This is a genomic window from Synechococcus sp. M16CYN (assembly GCF_040371545.1).
GTDB lineage: Bacteria > Cyanobacteriota > Cyanobacteriia > PCC-6307 > Cyanobiaceae > Parasynechococcus.
This window is the reverse complement of the sequence record NZ_AP029048.1, coordinates 1,225,317-1,249,104: the sequence shown is the minus strand read 5'-3', so window position 1 is coordinate 1,249,104 and position 23,788 is coordinate 1,225,317. Positions and strand designations below refer to the sequence as shown.

Sequence of the window (23,788 nt, the reverse complement as noted above, 5' to 3'; positions counted from 1 at the left end):
CTATGCTGGACTTAGCCCTTGAAGGTTTAATAAGCGAAGGATGCCTTTGACACAGTATATAAAGGCGCTGTTTTTATACTTAAAGGCTGAATAATCTTCATTTTCTGAAACCTTTATTTGTGTTGTAGTTCTTCAAGCAATAAAAATTATTGCACCTTCACGAAGCCGTTGGTCATTGTAAGCTGAGATCAGCCTTCAGGATTAACAAAAGGCAGTAACGCAACAATTCGAGCGCGTTTGACAGCGTTAGTGAGATCACTTTGTTGCTTGGCGGTTAAACCAGTCAAACGACGAGGAAGAATCTTGCCTCTCTCCGTAATGAACTTTTTGAGTAAATCCACATCCTTATAGTCGATGGGATCGCCAGGCTTGATCGGAGAAAGGCGTTTTTTGAAAAAGGAGCTTGACATAGATTTAACAGTAGTTGGGGTGAATGAAGATTTACAGAGTCATTTGATTTCCTTGTGGGGAGTTGACCTATTGCAGTGGGAACAGAATTTCTTGATTTCCAGCCGTTCGGTGGTGTTCCGGCGGTTTTTCTCTGTTGTGTAGCGAGACACCCCAGGAGAGCGCTTGGCGGGATTGGACCGGCATTCGGTGCACTCAAGGGTGATCACTATCCGAACGCCCTTGTTCTTGGCCATAAAGAACGCTGCGACGCAGGCGCAAAGCGAATTGACGACTAACGAGCTTACCTCTTGACCATACTCGTTGACAAAATGACGTCCCTCCTAAGATCGCAAGCCCTCCATTTTTTTCGATGCGGGTGTCTTTGTCTTGGTTGAAGGAACTGGTCCAAGCTGATGACTCCGTTGAAGAGCTTGCTGAACGCCTTTCCATGGCGGGATTCGAAGTGGAAGAGATCGACGATCTAGGTACTCGATCAAGCGGCGTCGTGGTCGGTCAAGTTTTAGAACGGAATAAACACCCAAATGCCAGCAGGCTCAGCGTCTGTCGAGTAGATGTCGGAGCTGATGAACCTCTACAAATCGTCTGTGGAGCCGAGAATGTTCGTGCCGGAATCCATGTTCCGGTTGCCACCATCGGTGCTGTACTCACAGCAGTGGGCACCACCATTAAGGCTGGTGAATTGAGAGGAGTCGCCAGCAATGGGATGATCTGTTCCCTTACGGAACTAGGACTTACTACCAATTCGACAGGGATCGCTATCCTTGAAGAGATCACAAAGTCGATTCCGGCGGTGGGAACCCCAGTAGCGGCGGTGTTCGGCTGGGATGATACGGTGCTAAAGCTTGCGATCACGGCTAACCGGCCTGATGGACTTTCCATGGTGGGTGTCGCCCGGGAAGTGGCTGCCTTAACCCACGGGACCCTGTCATTGCCTCAGTTGAACCGCAGGCCAGACCACCAAAAGCTCAGTGTGGAATTGAATGGCTGTTACTACACTGTAGCTCAGATTAATGGGGTTGACGGTCGACGTGCTTCACCGCAGTGGCTCCGACAGCGATTAGCTTGTGCAGGAATTAAAGCGGTAAATGCCGTTGTTGATATTACTAATCTGGTGATGCTAGAACAGGGACAGCCCTTACATGCTTTTGATGCAGAAGCCCTAGAGTCTCTAACGGGTCAGCTTGTAGAAGCCAACAGTTTTGCAGTGCGGGCAGCCCGTGATAATGAAGAGTTTATCAGTCTTGATGATCAACGATTGCTGTTGGATCCACGTGTTCAAGTAGTCACTTGCCACGATCACCCCATTGCGATCGCAGGTGTGATAGGTAGTCGAGGTAGTGCTGTGCGCACATCCACTACCAATATCTGGCTTGAATCGGCTGTATTCTCACCGATCCGAGTTCGTCAATCGAGTCGGGCTGTTGGATTACGGACAGATGCTAGCAGCCGCTTTGAGAAGGGTTTACCTTGCGAAACAACTCTACCCTGCTCAGAACGGGCATTTCAACTGCTCAAAGATCAGTTTTCTTGTCGGCTGAAAGGGCGCTGGGTCAGTGGTGACGTCCCTAAAGCCGCTGTCCCACTGATGTTGCGGCGCAAGGCCCTGCATCAACTTTTAGGCCCGTTGAACTCCGATGCTGGGCCTGTTGATCTCGATGATGAGACCATTGAGCGTTGCCTGTCTGCACTTGGGTGTGAGTTAACTCCCAGCGAAGAGGGGTGGAAAGTCACCACGCCCCCCTCACGTCGCCAAGATTTGCACCGAGAGGTTGATTTGATTGAAGAGGTTGCTCGACTGGTTGGTCTTAATCAATTTGGATCTCACTTACCCGACCCTATCGCTCCTGGGGTGTTAACGCCACGCCAACAAGCTGAAAGACGGTTGCGTCAAAAGCTTTGTTCGACTGGACTTCAAGAAATCACCACCTTGTCTCTCGTAAGTCCCTCAGGAGATAATTCAAAAATTGCGATCAGCAATCCTCTGTTAGCGGAAACTAGTTATCTCCGTACCAATCTGTGGGAGGAGCACCTTCAAATTTGCGTCCGCAACCTAAAAGCTTCCATAAGCGGATGTTCAATCTTTGAACTTGGTTACACCTATAGCGGTTCCTCTAAATCAGTTCAACAGTCGGGGGTTCTATCGGGAGTGATTTGTGGAGACCGTCGACTCGAACGTTGGAGCACTAGCGGCAAATTTAAAGCCCCGAATTATTACGAGGCACGAGGCGTTCTGACTCGTGTAATGGAATCTATGTGTCTAAAGTTAAGTGATCGCCCGCTTAAGAAAGATAAGCGCTTGCATCCTGGTAGAGCAGCAACTCTCGTACTGGAAGACAAACCTCTGGGATGTTTTGGTCAACTACATCCGGCCCTAGCGGATGAAATGGATCTGCCAGAACCCACATATCTCTTTGAGCTAGATCTAGATCACTTGCTTGATGCTGCAACGCACAGTTATCGCTGGACACCAAGATACAAGTCTTTCCCCACAGTTCCTGCAAGTGAACGAGACCTTGCTGTTGTGGTGGATTACACAAACGCCGTTGGTGACTTGATTCAAGCCATTAGAAAGGCAGGTAAGCCTCTATTGGAACATGTAGAGTTGATTGACTATTTTAAAGGAGCGAAGCTTGGGGAACACAAGGTTTCCCAAGCGTTTCGTCTACGCTATCGAGATCAGAGTAAAACCCTTACTGATGACAAGATTCAGCTCGTTCACGAAAAAGTAAAAGCAACTCTCATCAAACAGTTTAAAGCGGAGCTGCGAAGTTAATAGATTCTAGTAGCCCTAAAAATTTTAGGCTGACTATTTGGACAAACAAACTATGAAATGATATGTATAGCTTGACGTTAGACGGGTTTCACGCCACGGTAACATAGTCCTTATGATCTGTTGTTTTATCGGGTGTGGGTTGCTCTTCTTGGGGTGAATTGCTAGACTCCTGGCCAAAAACACCCGACCAAAAGTTTTGTCTTTATGTACACGCTCTGAAACTACGACGATTGTATCTAACTTTATCTATGGTGTCTGTACTTGTCGATTAAATATTATCAGGTTTTATCTTATTTCACTTGGTTATACTGTTGCTAAGCTCTTGATTAGTTTAGGTTTTACTATTTACTATTAGTTGATTAAATCTCATATGTGGTAAAGAATTTATCGAAAACTCACGAAGCCGTTTGATTAGTTTAATTTCGTAAAAATGCTTTTAGATTGATGAGCATCAAACCTTTAAACATATTAATAGGAACCTGGTTAACTTTTCTCTATAAGGGTTTACTAAATTCAGTTAGCAGGTCCTTTAATTGATATTAAATAGACGCTTACCTTTTTCGCGAAACCGAATCTATTGATTTAGTACGATCCTATAAACTCCTCTCGTCTCTTCTCCTTATCGGTTAACAAACCAGATTTCCAAGGTGTTAGTACTAATAGATAATCGCAACTTAAGTTTTAACTAACTTCTAAAATTAGGACTTGATTAATGAGGTAGCGGGTTGCGTCTAGATCAATTTCAAAGCAAGATGAAAAGCACAGGGTAATAATACTGACATCGTAAACTAATTTTACTCTAATAAATCTCACTACCTTAATGCATTGATTACTAATCTCTTGAAAAATAAAATCTTTAGAGTTAGAGGAGAGAATCCATGAGAACCAGTAATAATGATTGAAAATTTTAAGTGGTTTGATCGCCAAGTTTAACCGCCTTGGTTGCTGGTGTTACTAGAGTTAAACCTCAACTCCTTATTCTAGAAATGGATCTAGTACGAGAGCAGCCTAACCCCTATAATATCTTATCTTTATCACAATAGTTAAAATCCTAGTGTTTAAGGAAAAATACATAAGCCATGCCTTAGCTTGGCATCGTTTAAAGCAAGAAGCAAGTTATTGGTTTATTCTTCGATCTTTAGCTATTGCAAAGGTGTAACACCAAGGTTAGTAATGGCTTGAAGGTCAGCTTGAGATCACTAAACTTATTACATGCAGTCTATCAAGTTTCATGAGCGTTGTCCGGGATCTCATCCTTCAGGCCGATGGCGATCTGCGGTATCCCACCAGTGGCGAACTGCGTTCAATGGTGGAGTTTCTCAGTCAAGGTCCAATGCGCGTTGCAATAGTCGAAGTTTTGACAGATAACGAGAGAAAAATTGTTGGTGAATCAGCCAAGCAGTTATTCAGTCGAAGACCAGAATACGTTGCACCAGGGGGTAATTCCTACGGTCAGCGTCAACGTGCCCAGTGCTTACGCGACTACAGTTGGTATTTGCGGCTAGTCACCTATGGGATTTTGGCAGGCAGTACCGAGATGATCCAGGACATTGGCTTAATTGGTGCGCGGGAGATGTACAACAGTCTTGGCGTTCCAATGCTTGGTATGGTGGAAGCTATGAAAACAATGAAAGATGCTTCACTTGTTCTCCTTTCTGATCAACAGGTGAAGCTTGCATCGCCTTACTTCGATTTTCTAATTCAAGGTATGCAGACTTCAACTTAATTTTTCCAAGTTTTGAAACATAGAGATCGCAAAAATTAGTAACTTAGTCTTCTCAATTCAGCGCATAAATTTTTCACTAGTCTTTTTGTATATTTTATTGTTATTCACAAATATCTCTTAATATTTGATTTATAAGTTATTAACTTTAGGTAAAATTATAGGTATACTTTTATTTTTATTTTCAGTCGAGATGAGTTACTTCAATCGGTAAGATTGAGTGAATAATGTTTATTAGTGTATTATATCAATTAAGTGATTATAAGCTTGTCTGCATAGCTGAGAGTCAAGCTAACGGCCATATTAATCACTAATGACCACACATGCTCAAATTTATCAGATTTTGATATTATTCACGCATCAGAAAAAAGTAGTCGGTTATCACAAAAAATCACTATTAAACTCAAAAGCAGACAAACAACTCATCACCGCTGCTATGGATGTCAAGAAAATTGCTCAGCAAGGTCAGGCAAAAGCTGTAGCGATCGGTGAATACGCAAGATCAGCTGAGAACTGTAGGTGTGGCCGAGAAAAGAGCAGTTTTCAGCCGTTGATATAAATTGCAGGGCTAGAGAGATAAAGAGTCTACACCTTGAAGCAGGGGATCACTGAATATCAGTGACTTTTGAGACAATGATAGTGCCATCTATTGATAAGCGACGGCAGCGGGACGATTGAGCATTACCATTGTGTTACTCAACAGCAACTCTCTGTGCTAGAGCTGAACCAAGTTGGGTGAAAGCAAAGCGGCAACGGTCGAGTAGCATCGAACCGTCGCTGATGCCTCATCACAAAGGCTCAGTGCTTTACCCAAGCGATGGTTTGTCGTTCACATGGATACGGCGCTCTAGCTCCCCTGCTATCGGGATAAGAGTATCTTTTTTGTACCAGAAAGATCAGGCCAGTTCCGACCAATTTTGTGATCGCTAGTTAACGATAACGAAAAAATACCAAAGCGAATACATAACTCGCTGCGGCTGGGCTGGGTTACCAACTGCTACTAATCAACTTAACCTAAAAGGGTTATCAAGGAGACCATTACTCTATCCCCAGCTTGCTAAGAAGCTAGTCGATCTTGGTACTTCCCAACAGGCGATTTGGATTAGGCCTAGTCAATAGCACCAGAAGGCTAGTAAAGGTGGCGCCCCAGCAATTGCTGAGAGGTCTCGTTATTGCCAGGCATCGATGATGCTGTCCTGAGGTATCCTCTCAGGCCTTTTCGATAAACTAAGTTTTCTGAAATAACAGCGTTGAGAGCTAATATAGTCGTAGTGTTTGCTTCTACAACTGTATAGTTAAGTGAATAACGTAACTATTTAAAAAGCAGATGCTGTACTTGTCTTAATCAAACTTCTAATGTAAGAGCAGAAAGTGTCCTTTAAGCAAATGTCTCACTCTCAGCTTCTTGCCTTTATTCAAAGAGGTCGTACGGACAAGAAATTTAGAGCACATCTGGCTCAGCTTAATGCCACAGAGATATTGGAATTTGCTAAGCAGCAAGGATTTCAGTTTTCTGATGAAATCAAAGGTAGATTTATTAACCAATGGAAAGGCGTTTATTTTTGTCCTCAGGCGATTGAGGTGGGCGAACTTTGTCCTAAGTTAATACCAAGTGGATACAAAAATTTGATTCATTACGCTCAGTCAACTTGTAGTTCAGTGAATCTTAATGAAGAAGAATATGATTTTCGCTCAGGTCAGAAATACTAACTGCTAGCGTAATGAATAGAGGCTTTAAACTTTTTGGGCTTTATCAGATCTCTGATAGACACCCTATTTAGGACAAGTTCTAAGTATTCTTGTTAAGATTTTAACGTTAAATTTTATATTTTAGAGGCTTAGTATCTTATTTTGTCATTATTTAACTCTATCAAAACCCAAATCATCACTTATGGCTAGGCATTGCTTTATATACAATCCAGCCTTAGATTGAACACAATGCTCTTTAAAACTGCTGTTACACTCCCCAACAACCCAAGAGCTGCCTGGCCGAAGCTCTACCTTGCTAGCTATACTGCCCTGAGGTATGTCTAGGTTAACGTTATGAGCTTTGCATTAAGAAAAGTTCAGTAAATATAGTTATCCTACCATTTAGATACATTGTGTTGATAATATATTGTGTGCAAATTCGTGGGCAGCTGCAAATTTTGCTTCGTATTATTGACTATGACACTAGCGATTTTCGGTTTCGAGAGTGGGCATGCGATGTATTAAAAGTAAACAATCTTGAGAAAATTCATCTATCAACCAGAATTAAGAGTAAAAATAGCAGTCCAACCACTAATGAACTTGCGAACGCATTTGCTGGAATACTTGATTTATATGATTTATTTGTTAAGAACATTATTGGACAAGCCTGTAACGGAGTAAGGAGATACCAAAGACCACCGTCTTTTCGCTTCCATTATAATGACCTTGGATGTAGCGTGTTTCACCGTGACAAAGATTTTGGGGTTGCAAGCAGACGAATAAATGTTTGGGTGCCGTTAACATCTGTATGGGGTAATAACAGCCTTTGGATAGAAAGCAACGAAGGAAACAGTGATTATTCACCTGTAGAAATGGAATATGGACAAGCGCTAATTTTTGATGGCGTTAACATTCGCCATGGCTCGCACACAAATAATACAAGATCAACTCGCGTTAGCTTTGACTTTCGATTCACGCCAGGCAAAGGAATACCCGTACCAACTTCGTATTAAAAATTGCTTTAATAGTAGTATACGATTGGCACTCATACATAATCGCTAAACATTAATGATTAAATTTAGTCACCATAAAAGATGTTTAGTGGAGAGCTGTTCACAAAGTTTGGCATGACGTACAAAAACAAATCTATATGCTGGAGATAGCTGTAATTAAGAAGCTCTACACTAGGTGATATTAAAGTTATTATGGTAATAATTAAGGAACTAATTGTTAAATGTTTTAACCACAACTTGTTATGTGTAACAGTTAGCTTGCAGCATAGTTTATTCTTATTCATAGACTTGCTGACCACAATTACACGAAAGAATTAGATCTGGTTAAGGTCAATTGCACCATTATGAACTTGACCGTCAAGTTTTTGATACTCAATAGTTGTAAAACTTTACTTAAAACCAGAAGATATAAAAATATTTAATTAGTCATATTGTTTTTTGTTATTTATATAAAATTTTAATAGCTTAAACCTAACTAAATTCTCACCAAGTTATATAAAGTTGACTTTAAAACCGAGGAAAAGTAGAGAATATTTTATATAAATAGTGTTGGATTTTTATAAAATAAAATTTAAAAAGCACATATTAACTTATTTAAAACTGCAAGAAGATTTGTTAAAAGATGTAGTAACAGAAGGCAAGGTTAATTTCATCGAGTAGGAAATGGATTTAAAATCAAATATACTAAGCTTGTTTATTTCAATACAGCAACAAATATTCTTGATGATTAAACAATTGTTAACTACTAAGGTTATCTTGGTTTTATAAGTTTAATATTTGAACAAATTCTGCTGATCAATGATAAAATCTGAGCAGGATTTGGTTTCACTAATACAACGGTAGGTAAGATAATATCTTGAGATGAGATATCTGCTCAACTATTAATTCAGATTACCTAATCGCTTAAGTTAATTGTAAATTTGACTATCAGCAAATTTGATTAATGTGTCGCGTTACTGAATGTAGATTGCCCAATTTTCTCTCAATGTCTGCAAGGTTTTTAACTTAGAAAAATTTTGTTGAATCTAGTTAATAACTTAGCTAGTGTGAAATCGCTAATTATCTTTAAAATTTTACCAGTATCTAACTTATAAACTGAATACTTAGTAATTTAATCTATTCACGTTGATTGATGCTAACCTAACTTGATTAGAATCTGATAGCTCTAGCTCAGTATACTCTTGATTTTAGAGCTTATAGCAGACCGTATTTGCTGATAGTCGTCACCCAGAGATGTGGTCTAGGAACTTAAAGTTCTTTATGAGAAAAAAGATTTTAGCGTTAGCACTAAAAATAGTGCTTATTCTAACGAAATTTAACTTGTGTAAATACAATTAGATAGTTAGTGACTCTCAATTAATACATCTGTATTTAGACAGATAGAGTAAAGTTGTTAAACTGCATTAGTGATTACAGATTGGTTAGCCTTGAGAGAGTGTAAATTTGCATAACTTATGAGTACTCTACTAATTGCGCACACCGGCAATAGGGTATGTTGCTAACTCACGTTTATTTTAAAGATTAAAGGCTTTCATGATATTCAAAGATACCTGACTCGTAACTTAATGAAAAATGATGTCCGATAACCACATGTTCTACAAGAGGTAAAGCGCTACAGATAGTTAACTATGATCACTAGCCATGAAATTATTATGCCGAACTTCCAATCTATTTAGCTTTCTTAAAGATACTTAATTAGAGTAGTTTTTCTTAACAGTTATTACAATTATGCTAATATAGCTGATACAAAAATTCTCATATCCTCGTTGAATTGATTTAAGCATATAAATTAGATTTCCGGCTATTTATAGATTTTATGTACTTATTTCTTGTATGTCTTCATAGACTTAATCTTAGAAAGTATAACAAGTTTTATTTTAAATCCTTTTTAATTTAACCAACTAATTATTATTAGAAACTATATAAAGAAATTGTTTAATAATTAAGTTACCGTTGATTGATTATAATTTTTTGATTTTTTGTAAAAAATGTTATCAAATTATTTTCACTCTACAAAAAGTTAATTATAAGAAGTTGATTCACTTTTTTGAGTTCTGAGTAAGAACGGTTTAAAATTTCCAGGCGTCTTATCGTCTGGATCTAGAGGCAAACCGCGAAGTTTCAGCACAACTCTACGAGCGAAGAGAAAAACTGGATAAAAAGCGTTAGTCACTAGTTTAACTCTAAAAATCTGGCTTAAGAGATCAAGTAAAGGATCGCTTGATTTCATACGTCGACTAAGCTCCACGATTGCCGAACTCCCATGCCAAACAGTATTTCCCTCTGTCAGAATGGCTCCTTGAGACAAATCAAAACCACGAGCCTTAAGCTTTGCGAGCAGATCACGATTCTTACGTCCATCCCGAATTCTTAGCTTCGCAATACCACTTGTAAGCTCGCTACGTAAAGCAAAATGGCTACAAAAAATACAGCCCCCGTCGTAAACTAACGTAAGCTTCATTAAGCTATCCTAGTGTTCACTACTTAAGTTAGTATGTATCTTGTAACAAATTTGTTACCTATGAACATATTGTAATTCTTGGCTCTTCGGTTAATAACGACAATTAACTGATTATTAAACTATTTAGAGAAGTTGTAAATACAACCAGCTTCTCAAATAGAACCTCAAATAATTTTAATGACACTTACTTAGATAGCAAAATTTTAGTTAAGTAATAAAGAAAAACTTTACAATTAACTTGTATAGACAACATAAAATTTTTGATTATATCAGTAGTTAGTAATAGTAAAAAATCTTATGTTTAGTATCTGATGAATAAAAAATAATTAAATAACCCTATAAATATTTTTAACAAAACAAATACTAGAATTAGAACAGTCACATACGGTAAACAGAAATTAAAAGAATCGCTAGTTTTCTCAATAATTTTATATTACTTTTAGAAAGTTTAGTAAACTTTAAGATAAGAATTTCTTTTTGAAGAAAATTAAATTTTCTAGCTAATTTAATTAAAATAATAATTTACTTAACTTTCATCATTTTAGTTAACTTACTTCAAAGCCACAAATTAAGAAACTGTTTTTATCTCTCAATTAAGATAGGTTAAAGAATGAGTCTAAGACCACTTATATATTACAAAATTAGATCCCGTTATAGCAATGAATTATTTAATTTACAAATAATTAATATCTTAGTTTCTGCTAATTTGTTTGCTTTATATAATCGTACTTTTTAACACAATCATAATTATTCATAATAACAACTTTAGAAAAGTGATTATTACTGTAATTACGATTATAACGATATCACTAAAGAATAACTTACAAGGTTGAAGATATGTAGATTATACTAGAAAGTAATCTCTTCTCATTAGTAACTCTTAGATAATCTTAAAATCTGACTCATCTTATCCTATAGTATGATTTACAATCTTTTATCATAAGATGAAATATCTATTAGTTCTTTGCTGTTTTTAAAACTTTTAATAGTCTTAGATAATAGTTAAGTTCCTAAAGTCACTAAAGTTAATATTAACAAAATATTTTCTCATAATAAAAGTTGTATCTATATAGGGATTTCTATATGATACGAAGTCAAAATAAAAGTCTTGTTGAGCAATTAAAGTAAAATTTACATCTGGTTATATATTAATGTTGATTTACAATTCTTATTGATACAGAATAATTGATTATAGTTTATTGCAAATATATCCAGTTAATATAATGAATATATGTAATAAAATATATAATATAATTGTTGTAATAAGGCCTAAGTGTAAATCTTTTGCTAATCATTATATTCTTGAACTCTGTATTTATTTATTTATTGCAATTCAATAAGTTTATGAAATATCTATAATAATTAATCTTACAATTATAATCTGAATTTAATTTTGGTAAGAAGGCATTTGTAATTAGTATAGTTTATATTAATTTTTTTGGTTTTTACATTATTTATTTAGCTCAATAATTATAAGGTTAGTTTTTAACTATAAAAACTAAGTATAGCAAATATTTAATTAATTAAAACTGTAATATTGTAGCAAATTTAAGAAGATTTGTAGCTTTATTTTGGCATTAGCCATTATTTAGCATAGTTTAATACTGAAAATAATAAATGATATTAGATTTATCATTTTATTGTTATTATAATTAAATATAATAAAAGATAGATAAGGAGCTTTAAAAAATTTCTTTGTAAAAATTTAGTAAGTTACTAATGGCTCAATATTGATAAGTATAATATATTAATATGTATACTTACCAGATATTTTACCATAGTAAATAAGCCAATAATTTAATTAAGTTTAAATTTTTATTTAGATATTTAATTAATTTATAGATAACAAGATAATCGACTAAATAATAACTTTAATTCTTTAAAATACTAAAATAAAACTGTAAATTACTTCTTATATCATAAAAAATACAAAGTAATTTTCTTACAAATATTATTGTTGACTAACACTCTAAATCTACTAAAACCATTGTATATATAATTATTGCGATAAAAAATAACTTTAATAATAAATCTGTTTAGACTACTTATTTTTAATTTAAATCCAAAATATGTTTTCTAGTATTTAAGAACTTTGCACATTTCTTCAAGATTTCTATAAAGTTACTAAATAAATTTACTGTTGACAACACATATTTTGTGTAGTTATTAATAAAATGAATAACTGCCTAAAAACCTGAAACTGTAGATAATAGCTTATAAAAGACAATTTAATTCTTGTTTAAGCTAAACATCAAAGTAAGTGCATAATTGAAATTAAATTATAATTTATTGCTGCTTTATAGTTGCATTATAAATAACGAAGCGATTAATGTCTAAAGACTTACTATCAGGCTGATTAATTTCTTACATATACACTAAAATAAAGCTTTTTAAGAAAAGTTCTATTTAAATTTTTTATGACTCAAATATATAATTAAAGTTAAGTAACTTTAATAAATTGCTAACTACTTAAGTATTATGGTAACTTTACTTTTAAGTAAAATTTAATAACCAATTAAATTAAGTCTGCTTTTAAAATCTCTTATAATTTTTAAGATTTTCTCTAGATAAATTATGTTAGCTATAATTATTTGAATTGATTAAATAATACTTAATTATAGATGATAAGATTTTTGACTTACTTAGCCAAGTTTTATACTAGCTTTTAGTACTATTAAAATCAGGATTTTTTGTTATGAGCTAGCTTAAACTTAGTATTCGTTATGAAAAATCTTGGTTACTATTAGGCAATAACTTTAAAAGCAATTATGAGAATATTATTTTTAATAATAAAAATGATTTTATATCTCAATTATTAAGCAGATTTTAGCAAGAAAAATTAGATTAAAGAATCAATAAGGACTATTATTAATAATCTTTATTTTTTCTGTAGTATTTTATTTCTAATTATATTTTTGATCAAAAAATTAAGATAACTTGATCTGTTGAATCATGCCAAGACTAATAACAATAACTCTAACAAAAGGATTGCAAGGATATTAACAAAAGCTTAAGAGGAATAAAAAATAAGTTTAAATTCGAATACTAATAAAATTAGTTTTTGTAAGCAATATTATTCTTAAAACCTTACAAAGTTTTTGTTTTGAACAAAAGAATAATCCTAGCCAGAATTAATTGTGCAGTAAAATAATTAATATATAGTCACTAAACTTTTTAAATACATAGATTTGGGGCTCTATTTATTTACTAATGAAATTAAATACACTTGATCTTATCAGTTACCTAATCTTTTGATAATGACTAGAATAATATTAGCTAATTCTTGTCTAAACTAGAGTTAGATTCTTAAATGAGAGAATTATATCTAAACTTAGATTTGTAACTAATTTTATTAACTATTAACCTTAATTATTCCTAGTTTAGGAATTAATCAAAAATATAGGCTTGCAATCTTAGTTATTAAACAAAATTTACAAAGCAAGGACTTCCTGACTTTGACTAAATATATTTGTCGCTAAAGAAAATGGCAGTCAGAATGGAAGAGCCTAGGAGCATGTATGACTCGTCGTCGTTTTTTCCTCGATTCTGAAGCAACAGCTACTCAAAAGTTTTATCAGATTTTAGTTATTACTGGAGTTGGAATAACTTTAGTTGGGGTATTTACCACATGCTATTTAGCGATAATTGAAAGCGCAAGAGCACCATTTGAAGCCTGGATTTCAGGGAAAATATTTTTCTAGGTTATGTATTTAACCAGTTAAAATTTAAATATAAATTAGAGTAAAATAAAGCTGAGAGTATCGACTCACTATAAGTATATGTTTAAAATTATCTATAATTACTAATTAAATGCTTACTAAAATATGAATATTGCTAATAGTGAACTTTCGTAAGTTAAAATCTTTTAATTAGTTTGTTCAATCATAATACTGAATCTGAGTTTTTTCGTATGAGATCTACTTTACAAATAAGCTATTTGATTAAAGCACCTAGATGACTAATGTTTCTGTCTATAAGTAAAACTTTAGGAAAATTTAATAGGTAACTAATTTTATGCTAAATATCGTAAGAATTATTTTAATATTGCTTCTTCAAACTTTTAGTTATCCGTCCAAGATAAGTATGTTTAATAGTGTAAAGCAACTTTGTCTAATTTTTGTTCCGCATTATAGTTTCTTTCTACTTAAAATTTATACAATTTTTCTACATTTAGAAATAAATTTTAATTATTTTAACTATATTAGCATAAATATTTACATTTAATGACCGCTAATCATGACTCTTCGTTAAGATTCTTGTCTTAGTTTTGGTAAACCAATCGACTACTGGTCTAGCTTGAAAGAGCTTATCATAATTCTTAGGCTTAGTTAAGCATTATTATTAATTAATAAATCTATATTGTATTCGCTGGAAGTCAATTACAAGATAACAAGAATTTAGCCTTGAGGCCATTGTACTTGTATCTATTAATTTTTAGTTTTATTAAGAACTTATAATAAATTTAGGTACACCACTAAATTAAGATCTGCTGATATCGTGATAATTCTTAACTGATTATAATAAAGAGCAAAATATTATTAAACGTGTTACCGGCATCTACATATGTTGCTCTATTACAGGAGCCAACCGCGTTGATGCTGTTGAAAAAACTAAAATATTTGTTGTCGTAAGCAAAGTATACATCTTGACAAATATTGAGACTTATATGAGATTCATGAAAAAGTTAACGGTGATATCTATCTCATTTGCTTGAAATTCCAACGATAAGTCCGCAATTAGGTTCGATTCGATAGCTTGAGGCTCACGTCAGCGCTAAAAATTAGTCAGTATTTGTTAAAGACAGTTCAACTCGTGCTTCCTCCCTTCTGCTGCAACACTTCATCAGATCCTTCGAGCATGAAGCGTCAGTATCAACAGCGCAAACATGCCATGCTTTCGATATGGCGCGACGGAGTTGAGCGGCAACTCGCTGCTCTGAATGCTGCTATTGATATGTTAGAACAGCAAATCAACCGCGAGTCACATCAGCCCGACTAAAATTCCTCGTGATGTCTTTGACTAGATGTACTAATAGTGTTTGTTTGATGCAGAGTCGAACAGTCATAATTGGTACACTAAACGTTTGTTTAGCTATTGCAAACCCAATTTTGTGTTGAACTTTAATTTATCCTGATTGTCCTCTGTATCAGTTTACTACACGCTGATATGTGTCTGTAGAGCAGTTTTATTCGATTATGTAAGTGTAAATTCTGTTTTTCTATCCACTGGCAAAGTCAGACTTGTGAAGCTTACTTGATTTCACAGACAATACGAAATATTGCCTAGGAACTTGGTGACAATCGATAATGACATACCTTTTGAATTTTCATAGTAAATGAAAGTAATAATTTGAGATATTTTACCTTATTTAAGTCGTTTATCAGCTCATATGCACTTGGCTTAGGCTTAGTACACTGCCGTAGGATAGTTTAAGAGGAAAAATGCTAATTAAATGGATGGTCATATAGTTAAAATTTAGTCTTGCGCAAGCGAAATATTTCAGTCTAAATATCGACACTCTATCGTCTTTGGGTGTGCTAACTCTAATTTAGCAGTCGTTGTATTAGTGTCTTTATAGAATCGACCAGATTAGTCTTTTGGAAGGATTACAGCACGAAGTAGTGCATCTGGGCCTGATTCATTCAACCAAGTCAAATCAGCACTTTGAGTGCTTAATAAGCAACCGGCGAAGCCCAATGCATTCACACTAAAGCCGTGGACACCCTCCCTGCCTCGGCGAATTACAGCCATCCAAGATCGTGTTAGCAAGAGGTTGTAAGCGGCTGTCGGACATTCATCTCGATCTGGTGAACCAAGATTAAGATCCTCACAAAGCTTAAGATACGTTTTGCATAACAAATTATCTTCTATGGGCTCTTCGAGATTTTGGACTCGTACGGCCTGACGCAGGGGACCAAAACAAATTCGAGCGTTATCTCGATTAAAGTTGAGGAACCAGTGTTCACGAGGGCAGTTGGATTCCCCCTCGGACCTAGGAAGTAGTTGAAAATGTCGATGGGGTTGACTCGCTCCAGCGTTGGGACCGCTATTAAAAAACCAAAGCCCTGTCGTGTCCCGATCCACAGATGCCAGAGCTGACCAGTCATTCTTGTTGAGCCAGCCGCTTTGGGAGGCCCACTGGCGTGTGATTAAAAGCATATGGCCGATCTGAACCGGAAACTTGTTCAGAATCAATACGTGGTCTGGTCCGATTTGTTCCACCTCAAGACGTTGGTCCCAGGGTCGGAAAGGATTGGGTTTTGGTCCGGCTACGCGCAAATGCTTCGGCGTAGCCCCAGGTAGGTGACGCAGTTCAAACATTGTATCATCGTTACCCAGCAGCATTTTTAGAGTTGTTTGTAAAGGAACGAGCGCTTCACATCGCAAAGCACGTTCCGTTACAACCAAAGCCTTTTCCAGCAGCCGATCACTGCCCATCACGCTGAATTTAAACGATGAATGCTCTCCGGTAAACACTCTGAGAATCCCATCCAAAACAATGCCAAAGGAGCCCAGTTGTTACGTTTCTTGTCAGTCCATGCTCTCACCCGAATGATAATCAGTCTCGATGCTGGCCACGACTTGGTTAGCGGCACGCAGCCCTTCCTGCGATACATTTTCAGCTTTGCGTGTCTCAATGCGCTGTAATTCATGACGGACTTGAATGTGACAGTCGGTCAGAAAGGCCAGCTGTCTATTGTGTCGATCAGATAACAACCTTAATACTTGTAGGTTCGGGCCAACCAAAGTTGAAAAGCTTGCCGCAGTGGCTCATAACTTGATGCTAGCTGTGTAAACGTTGTAGGGTTCGCGGGTATTTAGTTACGTGCCTTGCTTGACTAATGCCATTCAGCATGAGTCAAGCATCTCGGCATTGAATTACAAATACATCTCTCTTCTTCTGTATAAGGCTTTATTCGTATGATTAAGGTTGCTGGGTTATGCTCATCTCGTCGTCGTCCTGCGTATCAACTATCGCAGCAAATCAATGTGCCATCCGAAGGATTACAGGTAATAATCGCTCTGGATCGGCGGATAAGTTCGATTAACCGGCTCTACTTCGATTGATAGTCGACATCACCTCAGAATTAACTAACTTGAGGGATGGTAGCAGTAAGAGAAATTAAGCTCCCATTAAGAAAGTTCAAAAGATAGGCTGCATTCTTGATCCTCAACTTGACGTCACGCCGTTCCCATCAAGCTCGCACCGATCCGATCACTACATTACCGAGGAGGGAAGAAGCCTCAATGAAAACCTACCTATACACAATTGCCGACACATACCATATTGGCTTTCAGTCATTCCGGCAATTCTTTAGGCGACAAGGATCATGAAGCGACTAGTTATGGCAACTCAAAATCTGAACACATGGAGAGGGATTGCTTTGGTCTGCGGTGCCGGTGGCATCGGTACTGCTTTTGCATCTGTACTTCGACAGCGTTGCCCATTACTCACCGTCTTAACTACCAGTCGACGTGGGCGTCCCGAACACGACCTTCGGCTTGATTTGGAATCAGATGATGATCTTGAGAATCTCAGCACCACTCTTTTAAAGTTAAGCCAGCCTCTGCGTTTAGTCATCAATTGTAGTGGGCGTCTTCATGGTCCAGAGTTACAACCCGAAAAACGTCTAAGACAAGTTGAACGACGCCAGCTGATGAAGCAATTCTCTATTAATTCAGCCGCTCCTGTGCTTTTGGCACGAGCCATTGAGCCCTTAATACGGTCCGATCAACCGTTCCACTTTGCGAGCCTGAGCGCTCGGGTCGGAAGTATTGGAGATAACTGCAGTGGTGGTTGGTACTCCTATCGGGCCGCTAAAGCTGCTCAGAATCAGTTGCTAAAATGTCTGAGTATCGAATGGTCAAGGCGTTGGCCTAAGGCCACGGTGACACTCCTTCATCCTGGTACCACTGATACTGATCTATCCAGACCATTTCAGGCCTTTGTTCCATCTGAACAGCTTTTCACCACTGATCAGGCAGCGGATCGGCTCCTCACAGTGCTGCTTACCCAGACCCCTGAACAAAGCGGTGCATTTCTGGCTTGGGATGGTCAACCGATCGACTGGTGAGCATGTTCCTTGAGCTGCTTTAAAGTGACTACCGACAAAGCTGTCTCCTCTGTTGCCTCCAATCGGACAGATGGAGCTACTCCATCGTCGTAAGCCTGCTTCCATCGCGATGCACAGACGCACCAGTGATCACCTGGGCGAAGACCAGAGAACTGGAAAGCCGGCACCGGAGTAGAGAGGTCATTACCCTGAGCCTTACTGTAGCGAAGAAACGATTCCGTCATGACACAGCAGATGCTGTGTTGGCCTCGATCGGAAGGATCGGTTTGACAAAGACCATTACGAAACCACCCAGTTTTTGGATCACATCCGCAGATCAGCAAAGGAGCACCGAGAACATTCAAAGTCACTGGATACACAGGGCCGGTTGGTAAACACTAAGGGGAAACGACAGCGGAAGTTTGACAAAGGAGTGGCACATTTTGACGACAGGTAGTTGACGAACCCCTAGGGGCAGGCGTTAGAGGTCACTAAGTTATGTCCACTCGATGGATTGGGAGTTTACTGAAGATGCCGCTTTTCTGGTGCTCTGCAACGCCTTTCGCGAGAGTGGCGAAAGCTCGGCAATTGAGTTCCTAGCCAACGGAGAAGGTGCATTTCACTTTCAAGACCTCGCGCAGAATGCGGCGGGAGAAGGGATCGACCTGAGTGAATCCAACGCTTTGGAAGCCTTTCAACAGGAAGTGATTGAAACTATGGAGAAACTCTGTCAAGGCTGAAAGTTCCAGATCGTCTTCATCATCTGACTTCTGCCAGTTGTAAAAGGAGATAGTCTTCTCCTCATGAAGGCTATCTCAGCTGATTTAGATCAGTCGCTCACTCAGGTTAGCTTGATTGGAATGCTTGGCTTTGTTTTATACCGGTTTTGCATCGACTTAAGCACCCTGCTACTGATTGATAAATTGGGCTGGTATTTCAAGATAATCGCCTTGTTGTAGAAGAGCTCTTCGGCCCAGCTTTGAAAATCGCACCCCGTCCAATCCTGTCTGTAATTCTTTGGTTACTCTTGAACGTCTATTCAGGCTATTTGAGGGAAACTAGAACTCAGGCACTGAAATAGTGAGCTTTGCTGTGCAAAGTCACAAGTGCCGTCGTACTCTGCTCTGGAGACAACTGATCGCTTGCATCCATGCTTAAACCAATCCGATCGGCACCAAGCCAACGCAATTGTTGACGAGAGTCAGAGATATTCGGACATGCTGGATATCCAAAGGAGTAGCGGCTTCCTCGATAGCGCTGTGCCAAAACATCACACAAAGGCATAGACGCAGGGTCGGGAAAACCGAGTTCGCGCCGAATGCGAGCATGAGTCCACTCCGCCAAGGCCTCGGCCATCTGAACAGCTAAGCCATGGAAGTATAAATAATCACTGTATTGATCACTTCGAAACAGCTCTTCAGCCACGATGCTGGCCTTTTCTCCCATCGTAACAGCCTGCATTGGTAGCACATCTTTAGGCGTGCCTTCAGGAGATAAATCCCTGAAGAAATCGGCAATGCAATAGTGATTGCCGGAACGTTGACGCGGTAGGTTAAAGCGCCCTAGTTCGGTCACGCCGTCAGCCGCAAAAACCCTTAAAGAATTCCCGTCACGCCCCACAGGAAAATATCCGTAGACGACTCCAGGAGCCAATAGAGATTCTTTGAGGCAACGATTAATCCAATAATCAAGAACGGGTTCAGCCTTATCAGCCAACATGATTTTGTACTCATCTCGACTTTGTTGTTTGGTCTTACGGAATTGCCACTGACCGGCAAATAAGGCATTGCGATCCAAGTAAGCAAACACTTCTTTTAAATCAAGATCCATTGTATTCAGGACAGCTGACCCAAGGAAAGGTGCTACGAGTATGGGCTCTGGAAAAACTACTTCTGAACACTTTGTTGAGACGGACTCCTGTAGATTGGGCGTTTCTGAATTAACTAAAGCGAATGACGTGGTTACAGAATGGCTGACATCATGCCCTGATAACTCGTCGAATCCTATCCCTAACGGTGCATCTTTAAGAAAGCCAATGGTGTTACTCCAGTTATCTTTTTGTTTAGCTTCCATGAGTGCGTCCATAAAACGCAGATCGGTGAAGGCATCTCGACCATATATAACTTTTCCATTATAAACCTCACGGCAATCTCTTTGAACAAAACGTGGTGTTAAAGCTGCACCACCGAGAATTACAGGGACATTGATCCCTGCTTCATTAAAGGCCTCTAGGTTATCTTTCATAAATGCCGTGGACTTCACAAGGAGACCGCTCATAGCGATACAATCAGCCTGATGTTCTTTTTGAGCTTCGACAATTGCTTCACAGCTCTGCTTAATACCAAGATTAACTACTTCATATCCATTGTTTGTAAGAATAATATCAACTAAATTTTTACCAATGTCATGAACATCGCCTTTTACAGTAGCAATTAAAAATTTTCCCTTATTGTTGCTTTTTCCTTTAGTCATCTCCATATAAGGTTCTAGATAAGCTACAGCCGACTTCATGGCTTCAGCGCTTTGCAACACAAATGGAAGCTGCATTTTACCACTTCCAAATAGTTCTCCAACAACTCTCATTCCATCTAAAAGGAATGAATTGACAATATAGAGGGGTGCATAATTATTCATTGCCTCATCAAGAGCGAGCTCAAGGCCGATGCGTTCACCATCAATAATGTGTTGTTTAAGACGCTTATCAATTGGAAGATCAATGAGAAAAATGTCCGAAGCACGCGTTTGTTGCGTGGTGACTCCCTCAAACAATTTGGTTAGCTCTATAAGTGGATCATAAACACAAATTCCATTCTCAAAACATCGTTTATCATTGATCAAGTCACGACAAACCTGCTGATGTTTTTCGCTGACTTTAATCAAGGGAAGAATTTTTGCTGGACTCACAATTGCTGCATCCATCCCTGCTTCACAGCAATCATGAAGGAAAACTGAGTTGAGAGTGATGCGTATTGCGGGTGATAAGCCAAAGCTCACATTGCTAATACCAAGAATAATGTGAACACCAGGCAGGCCTTCACGTATCATCCGAATTGAGTCTACTGTGGCTTTGCCGTTCAATCGATCTTCTTCGATTCCAGTAGATATTGGAAGTGCAAGAGGATCGTAAAAGATTTCATAGGCAGGAATTCCAAATTCGAGAGTGTCTCGATAAGCGCGTTGAGCAATTGAGAATTTCTTTTCAGCCGTTCGCGCCATACCGTCTTCATCAATAGTGCCAATAACAACGCCAGCTCCATAACTACGTGCCAGTTCAAGCACCTTGAAAAAACGTTCGTCCCCATCTTCGTAATTAGTCGAATTCAAGATACATTTACCACCTGCCACTTTTAAGCCAGCTTCCATTTTCTGCCATTCAGTAGAGTCGAGCATTAATGGCAAATCTACATTGTTTACCAGGCGACTCACTAAATTATTCATATCACGCTCACCATCGCGACCAACATAATCCACATTAACGTCAAGAACATGTGCGTTTTCTTTAACTTGACCACGTGCTATAGAGATGAGACCATCCCAACACTCTTGTGCGAGAAGTTCACGTACCTTTCGGCTACCACTAGCATTAAGGCGTTCACCAATGATCAAGAATGAGTTGTCCTGGTAATAGGGAGTAACGCCATAGATTGATGCAGCAGCTGGTTCATAATTAAAGGCGGAGCGCACTTTCTGATTTGATGCCAAAGCACGAGCAGATCTATCTGCTGGTTTAAGTGCTGAGGCCAGCTCGGTAAGTGCTCTGATGTGGGATGGAGTCGTTCCACAACACCCTCCAACAATTTGTACGCCAAGATCTTCGATAAAATGCATCATCTGCATCTTTAGTTCAGTTGGAGTAAGCCGGTAGTGGGCTACACCGCCAATATTTTCAGGAAGACCAGCATTGGGAATACAACTAATAGCGAAGGGAGAGTATTTAGAAAGATAGCGAATGTGTTCTTTCATCTGCTCTGGGCCAGTAGCGCAATTCAGGCCCAAGATATCGATGGGGAAAGGCTCTAAGATTGCCACTACAGCAGCAATATCAGTGCCAAGAAGCATGGTTCCGGTAGTCTCCATGGTTACTGAAACCATCAAGGGTCGTCGTTTACCACTACTCCCGAAAGCTGCCTCAATTCCTTGGAGTGCTGCTTTGATCTGCAGCACATCCTGACAAGTTTCCACGATCATTAGATCGACGTCTCCAGCTATCAATCCCTCCGCTTGCTCTTGAAAGCAATTACGCATCGTGTCGAAATCGATTTGCCCGAGACTCGGTAACTTTGTTGTTGGTCCCATGGACCCCGCTACGAACCGCGGTTTTTCAGAGGTGCTGTATTCATCAGCAACTTTTCGAGCCAGCTGAGCGGCTCGTTGATTAAGCTCGAAAGCCTGATCTTGCAAGCCGTATTCGGCGAGAACGATGGATGCGGCGCCGAATGTATCGGTTTCGATTACATCGCAGCCCACATCAAGAAACTGACGGTGAACGGCTTGAACTGCATCCGGCCGAGTCATCGTTAGATTTTCGTTGCACCCTTCTAGGTCAGGACCTCCAAAATCATCAGACGTGAGACCTAAACTTTGAAGGCTTGTCCCCGTCGCGCCGTCAAAGACCAAAACCGGCCGACGAGGACCGTTGAGGTAATCGAGAAAACGAGAGGCAGTGACGGGGACGGAAGCCTTTGCTTGTGTCACTGCTGCGCAGTCATCTGAGAACCTCACAACTTTAAGAAAAGCCCTTCTCTAGCCCTAAGGAGTAGCGATCCGGGTCACCCAGTGCTCATAAGCAGAATCCCGGCCTTCGGAGATAGCAATCAGCCTATCTTTGAGGGCCTGCATCACAGGGTGCTGACTCTGAAGAACAGTCGATTCGATTTGCCGAATAGGGGTAACTTTAGCCGCTGTTCCGGTCAGGAACACCTCATCTGCGATAAACAGTTCAGTTTTATCGACAGGGCGCTCTATGACAGGGATCTCCATAGCTTTTGCGAGCTCCATCACGCTCTCTCGGGTGATTCCCTCGAGGATGTCTTGGTCGACACCAGGAGTAATCAGCTGACCATCTCGAACCAAGAAAAGATTCATACCACTGGCTTCGCTGATCTTGCCGCGACTATTTAGCAGTAATGCCTCATCAAATCCACTTTGCACAGCCTCTGTTTTAGCTAGCGAGCTGGTGATGTAGGCCCCGCTAATCTTGCCCCGCAACGGCAAAGATCGGTCCTCTTGGCGCGTCCAACTGCTGATACGACAGCTCACCCCTTCAGGTGAAAGGTAATCACCGAGGGGCAATCCGTAGACTAGGAAGTCGGTTTCGATATCGTGCAAGCGAGGGGCAATACCCAGATCGCTGGTGTAAACGAACGGTCTGAGGTAGACCGGTTGCCCGGGTTTATTTGCTCGAAGCATCGCTGTGATGGCGGAGAGTATAATCTCTTCACTCAAGTCTGTGAGAAGTAGTCGAGCACTTTGGCTAAGTCGACGCGCATGACGATCGGCCCGAAACAGAAGCATCGTGTCTGCATTCTGCGGATCCGGAATGGCGCGCATCCCACCAAAAGCACCTGTGCCGTAATGAAGTGCATGAGTGGCGATGGAGATACTGGCCTCCTCGAATGGGACGCACTGGTTTTGGAACCAGGCATAGGGCAGGAACTGATGCAT

General features: G+C 39.0%; 19 protein-coding genes. 11 read left to right on the top strand and 8 right to left on the bottom strand.

Translation table 11 applies throughout. The annotated features are described in order from the left end of the window. Nucleotides 1-188 precede the first annotated feature (188 nt). Nucleotides 189-410 (bottom strand): 30S ribosomal protein S18, encoded by a 222-nt coding sequence (rpsR, locus tag ABWV55_RS06030; protein ID WP_353291241.1) that lies wholly within the window; start codon nt 408-410, stop codon nt 189-191. A gap of 39 nt (nt 411-449) precedes the next feature. Continuing rightward, entirely contained in the window at nt 450-644 is a 195-nt protein-coding gene (gene rpmG, locus ABWV55_RS06025) for a 50S ribosomal protein L33 (protein ID WP_353291240.1), read from the bottom strand. Between the two features lie 116 nt (nt 645-760). Between rpmG and pheT the strand changes: the two genes are divergently transcribed. The 5 genes from pheT to ABWV55_RS06000 all read left to right on the top strand — a co-directional run bounded on the left by pheT (nt 761) and on the right by ABWV55_RS06000 (nt 7,609). Then, entirely contained in the window at nt 761-3,184 is a 2,424-nt protein-coding gene (gene pheT / locus ABWV55_RS06020; RefSeq protein WP_353291239.1) for a phenylalanine--tRNA ligase subunit beta, read from the top strand. 1,231 nt (nt 3,185-4,415) lie between these two features. Next, nucleotides 4,416-4,910, top strand: coding sequence for an allophycocyanin subunit alpha-B (apcD, locus tag ABWV55_RS06015; RefSeq protein WP_353291238.1), 495 nt, complete (start codon nt 4,416-4,418; stop codon nt 4,908-4,910). 310 nt (nt 4,911-5,220) lie between these two features. Beyond that, nucleotides 5,221-5,466 (top strand): hypothetical protein, encoded by a 246-nt coding sequence (locus ABWV55_RS06010; protein WP_353291237.1) that lies wholly within the window; start codon nt 5,221-5,223, stop codon nt 5,464-5,466. Between the two features lie 827 nt (nt 5,467-6,293). Beyond that, nucleotides 6,294-6,617 carry a Nif11-like leader peptide family RiPP precursor gene (locus ABWV55_RS06005; protein ID WP_353291236.1) on the top strand — a complete coding sequence of 108 codons (324 nt, stop codon included), beginning with the start codon at nt 6,294-6,296 and terminating at the stop codon, nt 6,615-6,617. Between the two features lie 410 nt (nt 6,618-7,027). Beyond that, a complete protein-coding gene (locus ABWV55_RS06000; protein WP_353291235.1) occupies nt 7,028-7,609 on the top strand; it encodes a hypothetical protein in 582 nt (193 codons plus the stop codon). A 2,020-nt stretch (nt 7,610-9,629) separates the two neighbouring features. Here ABWV55_RS06000 and ABWV55_RS05995 read toward each other — a convergent pair. Continuing rightward, nucleotides 9,630-10,070, bottom strand: coding sequence for a DCC1-like thiol-disulfide oxidoreductase family protein (locus tag ABWV55_RS05995; RefSeq protein WP_353291234.1), 441 nt, complete (start codon nt 10,068-10,070; stop codon nt 9,630-9,632). A gap of 3,518 nt (nt 10,071-13,588) precedes the next feature. Between ABWV55_RS05995 and ABWV55_RS05990 the strand changes: the two genes are divergently transcribed. Together ABWV55_RS05990 and ABWV55_RS05985 are read left to right on the top strand one after the other, a co-directional pair. Further along, on the top strand, nt 13,589-13,771 hold the full coding sequence (locus tag ABWV55_RS05990) for a hypothetical protein (RefSeq protein ID WP_353291233.1): 183 nt from the start codon (nt 13,589-13,591) through the stop codon (nt 13,769-13,771). Between the two features lie 1,054 nt (nt 13,772-14,825). After that, nucleotides 14,826-15,068: a sigma factor SigF gene (locus ABWV55_RS05985; protein WP_353291232.1), complete on the top strand. Its 243-nt coding sequence runs from the start codon at nt 14,826-14,828 to the stop codon at nt 15,066-15,068. Between the two features lie 591 nt (nt 15,069-15,659). On the opposite strand, the gene ABWV55_RS05980 is transcribed toward ABWV55_RS05985, so the two are convergent. Together ABWV55_RS05980 and ABWV55_RS05975 are read right to left on the bottom strand one after the other, a co-directional pair. Then, nucleotides 15,660-16,565: an ATP adenylyltransferase gene (locus ABWV55_RS05980; protein WP_353291231.1), complete on the bottom strand. Its 906-nt coding sequence runs from the start codon at nt 16,563-16,565 to the stop codon at nt 15,660-15,662. Nucleotides 16,566-16,601: 36 nt separating this feature from the next. Next, entirely contained in the window at nt 16,602-16,817 is a 216-nt protein-coding gene (locus tag ABWV55_RS05975; RefSeq protein ID WP_353291230.1) for a hypothetical protein, read from the bottom strand. Nucleotides 16,818-16,991: 174 nt separating this feature from the next. On the opposite strand from ABWV55_RS05975, the gene ABWV55_RS05970 reads away from it, so the two are divergent. The 3 genes from ABWV55_RS05970 (at nt 16,992) to ABWV55_RS05960 (ending at nt 18,145) form a co-directional block, all read left to right on the top strand. Then, a complete protein-coding gene (locus tag ABWV55_RS05970; protein WP_353291229.1) occupies nt 16,992-17,138 on the top strand; it encodes a hypothetical protein in 147 nt (48 codons plus the stop codon). 96 nt (nt 17,139-17,234) lie between these two features. Continuing rightward, the gene (locus tag ABWV55_RS05965) at nt 17,235-17,405 is read left to right on the top strand and encodes a hypothetical protein (RefSeq protein ID WP_353291228.1); all 171 of its coding nucleotides are present in this window, start codon (nt 17,235-17,237) and stop codon (nt 17,403-17,405) included. A gap of 11 nt (nt 17,406-17,416) precedes the next feature. Beyond that, the gene (locus ABWV55_RS05960; protein ID WP_353291227.1) at nt 17,417-18,145 is read left to right on the top strand and encodes an SDR family NAD(P)-dependent oxidoreductase; all 729 of its coding nucleotides are present in this window, start codon (nt 17,417-17,419) and stop codon (nt 18,143-18,145) included. Here ABWV55_RS05960 and ABWV55_RS05955 read toward each other — a convergent pair. Further along, on the bottom strand, nt 18,127-18,504 hold the full coding sequence (locus tag ABWV55_RS05955; protein WP_353291226.1) for a DUF2237 domain-containing protein: 378 nt from the start codon (nt 18,502-18,504) through the stop codon (nt 18,127-18,129). The genes ABWV55_RS05960 and ABWV55_RS05955 overlap by 19 nt on opposite strands. A 129-nt stretch (nt 18,505-18,633) precedes the next feature. Here ABWV55_RS05955 and ABWV55_RS05950 point away from each other — a divergent pair, with 129 nt between their 5' ends. Beyond that, on the top strand, nt 18,634-18,864 hold the full coding sequence (locus tag ABWV55_RS05950) for a hypothetical protein (RefSeq protein ID WP_353291225.1): 231 nt from the start codon (nt 18,634-18,636) through the stop codon (nt 18,862-18,864). 325 nt (nt 18,865-19,189) lie between these two features. Here the strand turns inward: ABWV55_RS05950 and metH are convergent, their stop codons facing one another. Next, a complete protein-coding gene (gene metH / locus ABWV55_RS05945) occupies nt 19,190-22,819 on the bottom strand; it encodes a methionine synthase (protein ID WP_353292629.1) in 3,630 nt (1,209 codons plus the stop codon). 54 nt (nt 22,820-22,873) lie between these two features. Next, on the bottom strand, nt 22,874-23,788 hold the full coding sequence (locus tag ABWV55_RS05940; RefSeq protein WP_353291224.1) for a branched-chain amino acid transaminase: 915 nt from the start codon (nt 23,786-23,788) through the stop codon (nt 22,874-22,876).